At 40.3% G+C, this 4,116-nt stretch carries 4 protein-coding genes and 1 pseudogene; 2 read left to right on the forward strand and 3 right to left on the reverse strand.

Annotated features, from left to right (window positions below; genetic code table 11):
* Both RQ763_RS10170 and RQ763_RS10175 read left to right on the forward strand, forming a co-directional pair.
* Nucleotides 1-1,626: helix-hairpin-helix domain-containing protein (locus RQ763_RS10170; protein ID WP_314152816.1), on the forward strand; the 1,626-nt coding region annotated here is incomplete at its 5' end.
* Nucleotides 1,627-1,632: 6 nt separating this feature from the next.
* Nucleotides 1,633-2,184, forward strand: a complete 552-nt coding sequence (locus tag RQ763_RS10175; protein WP_314152818.1) for a GNAT family N-acetyltransferase — start codon at nt 1,633-1,635, stop codon at nt 2,182-2,184.
* A gap of 4 nt (nt 2,185-2,188) precedes the next feature.
* Here RQ763_RS10175 and RQ763_RS10180 read toward each other — a convergent pair whose 3' ends face one another.
* The 3 genes and pseudogenes from RQ763_RS10180 to RQ763_RS10190 all read right to left on the reverse strand — a co-directional run.
* Nucleotides 2,189-2,944 carry a TIGR04219 family outer membrane beta-barrel protein gene (locus RQ763_RS10180; protein WP_314152820.1) on the reverse strand — a complete coding sequence of 252 codons (756 nt, stop codon included), beginning with the start codon at nt 2,942-2,944 and terminating at the stop codon, nt 2,189-2,191.
* 97 nt (nt 2,945-3,041) lie between these two features.
* Nucleotides 3,042-3,545: a thiol peroxidase gene (tpx, locus tag RQ763_RS10185; RefSeq protein ID WP_294932067.1), complete on the reverse strand. Its 504-nt coding sequence runs from the start codon at nt 3,543-3,545 to the stop codon at nt 3,042-3,044.
* Between the two features lie 106 nt (nt 3,546-3,651).
* Nucleotides 3,652-4,116 (reverse strand): annotated as a pseudogene (locus tag RQ763_RS10190) (tRNA (adenosine(37)-N6)-threonylcarbamoyltransferase complex transferase subunit TsaD); the annotation flags it as partial.

Below are 4,116 nucleotides of genomic sequence, written 5' to 3' on the forward strand. Positions count from 1 at the left end.
GAACTGATTATATTGAATCCGGAAGAGGACGCAGTAGTTTATGACAGTCAGGTGGTTGTTAATGGTAGAACTGATGAAGGAAATGAAGTTTTTATAAATAGTCAGCCAGTCTTGGTTGATGAAAATGGAACTTTTAAAAACTTTGCTCTTAAATGTGAAAAAGTCTCTTACATGCCATCGCATCGCTATCTTGCCGTTATGCGCGGGGTTAAGGAAAAAGAGCTCTCCGTAAAGATAACTATCGACACTGATTACATAGAAGCAAATATAAAAGAGTACAAAATCCCCCGCAACGCCTCAAGCTCAAAAGAGCTTCTTTTTGAAGCCTACAGAGACGGACTAAAGAGGCTTTTGCTTCCATCCATAGAGAGAGAAGTTCAAGCCGAGCTAAAAGAGAGAGCCGACATAGCCGCAATTTCGGTCTTTGGAAAAAATCTAAACCAGCTTCTTATGACTCCGCCTGTGACTAAAAGAGTAATACTAGGAGTCGATCCCGCATATAGGACGGGATGCAAACTGGCTGTTATTGATGAAAACGGAAACTATTTGGAGTCGTGTGTTATCTATCCGACCGAGCCTCAGAAAGATTATGAAAACTCCAAAAACAGAGTTATAACACTAACAAACAAGTATAACATCACGGGTGTAGCTATCGGAAACGGAACAGGCTCGCGCGAGACGCAGGAGTTTTTTGCACGACTTAACAGGGATGAAAATGCGAAACTAAACTATACGGTTGTATCAGAAGCAGGTGCTTCCGTCTACTCTGCTTCAAAGATAGCTTCGCAGGAGTATCCGAACCTTGACGTAACTATCAGAGGCGCAATCTCTATAGCACAAAGGCTACAGGACCCGATGGCGGCTTTAGTTAAAATAGACCCGAAAAGTTTGGGTATCGGACAGTATCAGCACGATGTTGACCAAAAACTCTTAGAGAAGAAACTAGGCGATGTTACGCAAGATTTGGTAAACCGCGTAGGAGTTGATATAAACTCCGCATCTCTCTCGCTTCTCTCTTACGTCGCGGGTATAGGCGCAAAAGTTGCTCAAAATATCATCGCTTTTAGAGAAGAAAACGGTGCCTTTATCACTAAAGAGCAGCTCTTTAAAGTAAAGGGTTTGGGCAAAAAAGCGTACGAGCAGGCTGTGGGATTTATCCGCATCAAAAATAGTAAAAACATTTTTGACAACAGCGGAATCCATCCTGAGAGTTACGGAGTTGCAAAGAAGCTTATCGGAGTTGATTTGGACAGGGTTGATGTTAAACAAAAAGCTGCAGAGCTCAATGTCGGAGAAGAGACGCTTAAAGACATCATCAAAGAGCTGCAAAAACCAGGTTTTGACCCAAGAGAAGAGCTGCCGCCTATCCCGTTTAAAGAGGGTGTAACGGATATTAAAATGCTGAGTGTGGGAAGTTTTGTCTCAGGCGTTGTCAGAAATATTGCCGATTTTGGGGCATTTGTGGATATCGGGCTGAAAAATGACGGCATGATTCACATCTCAAAGATGAGTACCACAAAAATCTCTCATCCGCTTGAAGTGCTATCACTAAACCAATACCTGTCTCAAATCGAGGTTGTATCAATAGATGAAGAAAAAGGAAAAGTCGGACTTAGTCTGATATAAAACAAAATGAAACCAACACTCTATTTTCTAAGATCTTCAGAACAAAAAATCGCAACCGATATGCTCCACTTTGCCTACCGTCTTGATGAAGTTGGCAAAACGGTTAAAGATGTTTTGCAACTAGAGACTTACAGCAAATTTTACGGACTCTCATCCAAAGATTTAGGGCTTTACGCTTTAAGCGAACATAAAATCGCGGGTGCTGCATGGCTACGGCTGCTAAGGAAAGATGATAATGCAAACGGCTTTATAGATGAGAAAACACCCGTTCTTACAATCGGAATGAAACCAGAATTTAGATCTAAAGGCATAGGATCTGCAATGCTTGAACAGCTCTTTTTAGAGGCGGGGGCACTTTTTGAGTATATGAGCGTTAGTGTTTTAAAGAGTGAAAAAACAGTCGATTTTTTTAAAAAACATGGTTTTGTGGAGGTTGAAAACTCTTTTGGCAAGAGTCCAATTGATGGAAGTGAAGTTATAACTATGGTAAAAGAGCTGCCAAAAGAGAGAGTCGTAAGACCGACTGACGGCTACGACCCTCGAAAATGGATGGATTAATAGCTTAAAAACGAAGCATCACTCCGGCATAAAAACCTGAAAAGTCGATGTCTAGTTTTGCATCAACACTACTTTCATCAATATCTAGCCTTTGAACTCTGTAACCAACCTCTAAAGCAGGTTGAACAGCAGGAGTAAAATCAAAAGTATAATCAACTTTTGCTCTAACGTCATACACTGTAGAATCACCTGTTGTGATGTACTTTACATCCGCTTCAATACCTATATCTGTTGAGGGAATCTCAACTCTTCCTCTTACATAAAGAAGAGGAACGGCAAAAGTTACGCTGTCGCTGTAACCTGCAAATCCAGTAGTAGGCGCCGCATCATAAGATGCATCTACAATTTTAATGTCAAGCCCCAGATCAAGAGTGATCCAAGAAGTGTTATCAAGAATATTGTAGTATGGAATAATGTCATACTGTTTCATATCGTAAGAGAGCGTAGTATAGGGAGCAGGTGATATATCGAAATCTTTAAACTGACCACTTGCTAAACCGCTATCTTCTAGAGTTACATACTCTAATCTAAGATTTGGCAAGATTGGAACCGGATGTTTTATAAGAGCCCAGACGTATGTCTCAGTCTTATCATTTTCACTCGATGTATAACTACCATTAGCTCCGCCGTCGGTATAAGTTACACCGCCTTCTGGAGTCTGCATCCAAACTCCCGCACCCATTTCAACTCGTGAAAAATCAGCCATTACGCTAGAAGTCAGCACAGCTGTGCATGCAAGTGTGTATAAAACTTTTTTCATAGTACAAATCCTTTTATATAAATTAGGATTATTGTATCAAAATTTTGCTTGATTGGTATAGGGCAAAAGCCCTATAAAAGAAGGAGGAGAAAAATTATTATTTAACTGCAGCGATAGCAGCGTCGTAGTTTGGCTCTTCAGTAATTTCAGGAACGATCTCTTTGTAAGTAACGATACCATTAGCATCTACTACGAAGATTGCTCTACATGTAACACCTGCAAGAACAGAACCACCAAGTAAAACACCGTAAGCATTAGCGAAATCTTTGTTTCTGAAGTCAGATGCAACAGTTAGTTTGTCGATTCCCTCTGCAGCACAAAATCTTCCTGATGCAAATGGTAAGTCCATAGAAACAACAGTAGTTTTAACACCCTCTAATGAAGATGCTTTTGCATTGAAGTTACGAGTCTCTGTAGCGCATACACCAGTATCTAGTGAAGGAACAACGATAATAAGTTGCTTAACGCCTTGAGCGCCACCAACTACTACATCGCCTAAACCGTCTGAGTTTACAACTGTAACCTCCGGTGCTTTATCACCAACATTTACCTGATTTCCTATTAGTTCTACGTCTGTACCTTTAAATTTTGTAGTTGCCATTTCGGCTCCTTTTTTGTTTTTTTAATTTGTGCGGGAAGTATATTTGAAATGGGATAATTCTGCTCTTAATCAGAAAAAATACACTTATATTTAAGTATTTCTTAAGCTAAATGACACTTTTTGGACAGACTTCTAACTCATCAAGCAAACTAAACAGACTCTTTTCGTACATCTCAACCCCGACTCTTCCTATCATTGCCGCATTGTCCGAGCAGTACTTCAACTCACTTAGAAGCAGTGATGCGCCGTAAGGTTTTAACAGCTCCTCTATTTGTGAACGAAGATACAGATTTGCACTTGCTCCGCCGACAATAGCAAAACTCTTTGGCGGAACTTCTTTAAAATACTTTTTGAGTTTTTGGATAATATGCGCCGCCGCTATATGTTCAAACGAAGCGGCAATATCTTTATAATCACTCTCATCAGCTTTTTGGATAGCAAGCCTCACAGAATTTTTCAAACCCGAATATGAAAATGCAATAAGCGGTGATTGATGCAGCGGAACAGTAAAGTTGTACTTTTTTCTATCCCCATCCTTTGCTAACTTCTCTATCAAAGGACCACCTGGATA

It is taken from the genome of Sulfurimonas sp. (genome assembly GCF_032250635.1).
Taxonomy (GTDB): domain Bacteria; phylum Campylobacterota; class Campylobacteria; order Campylobacterales; family Sulfurimonadaceae; genus Sulfurimonas.